This window comes from Allokutzneria sp. NRRL B-24872, from assembly GCF_002155965.1.
Classification (GTDB): Bacteria; Actinomycetota; Actinomycetes; order Mycobacteriales; family Pseudonocardiaceae; genus Allokutzneria.
Genome location: NZ_MUMH01000318.1, coordinates 1 through 1,315, shown reverse-complemented (window position 1 = coordinate 1,315; position 1,315 = coordinate 1). Strand labels below are relative to the sequence as shown.

Annotated in this window: 1 protein-coding gene; it reads left to right on the top strand. The window is 68.6% G+C overall.

Going from position 1 to position 1,315, the window contains the following annotated elements; translation table 11 throughout:
* Positions 1–235: 235 nt before the first annotated feature.
* The coding region (locus CCN37_RS42535; protein WP_086830200.1) for a TIGR03668 family PPOX class F420-dependent oxidoreductase at positions 236–1,315 on the top strand (1,080 nt) is incomplete at its 3' end.

The following is a 1,315-nucleotide window of genomic DNA, read 5'->3' as shown; positions in this document are numbered from 1 at the left end:
CCGCGTCGTGCAGCGGAACGCCGTCCTCCGCCGGCGCCTGCCAACCACCGGAGACGTAACTGCGCAGCGGGGCCATGGACGACCAACCTCCTCGATGAGGCAAGACTTACCGACCGTTCGTTCAGGTTCTCCTCGTACGGTAACAGCGGAGACCCGTCTCAGCCAGAGGCTCCTAGGCTCCCGCCCAGTCGCTGGAGGACCGCCTGCCAGGACAGCTCCAACTAGGCTGCACTCCATGACCGTGCTCGGGGCCGTCGTCGCGTTGACCGTCGCCACCTCCGGCTGGGCCGAAGCGGCCGTTCCGCCCGACGCCGGGTACGTCGCGCTCGGCAGCTCCTTCGCCGCCGGCCCAGGCATTCCGCCCGCCAAGCCGGGCAGTCCTCCTGGCTGCGGACGGTCGGCGAACAACTACGCCAGCCAGGTGGCCGCCAAGCTCCGCCTGACGCTCACCGATGTCACGTGCAGCGGCGCCACCACCGCGGACATCCTCACCAGGCCGCAGCACGGCCAGCCACCGCAGGTCGAGGCCGTCAACGCTGACACCAAGCTGGTCACCGTCACCATCGGTGGCAACGACGTCAACTACATCGGCAGCCTCTTCACCTACTCCTGCCAGACCAGTGGCGGGTCGCAGTGTCCCGACGTTGACCAGGCCGCGATGGACCAAGCGCTCAAGACCGTGCACACCAAGATCGGCTCCGTGGTCAGCACGGTGCGACAGAAAGCGCCACGGGCCAAGGTGCTGCTGGTCAACTACCTGACCGTGCTGCCTTCCGGTGGCCTCGCGTGCGCTGGCGTGCCGCTGACCCACGCGCAGCTCGACTTCGAACACGGCGTGGCCGGTCGTCTCCGAGACGCGACCAGCCGAGCCGCCCTGTCGACGGGTGCCGCAGTGGTCGACGCCGCGTCAGCCAGCGCCATGCATGACGCCTGCTCGCCCAGCCCGTGGATGGAGAAGTACCAGCCAGGCGGAGGGCGCGCCNNCGCCGCGGCACGCGTGGCGCGACTGGCCACCGTGGACAGCGCTGGTCGGCCACACCTGGTCCCGGTGACATTCGCGCTCCGGAACGACGTCGTGGTGATCGCGATCGACCACAAGCCCAAGACCACCGCGAACCTCAAGCGGCTGCGCAACATTCGCGAGACCGGACGAGCCACCCTGCTCGCGGACGAGTACGACGATCATGACTGGTCGCAGTTGTGGTGGGTACGGCTGGATGGCGTTGCCCACGTGATCGAGACAGAGCCGGATCGCGCCGAACCCGTGGCCTGGTTGTGCCACAAGTACCCCCAGTACCGGGAGAACCCGCCGACC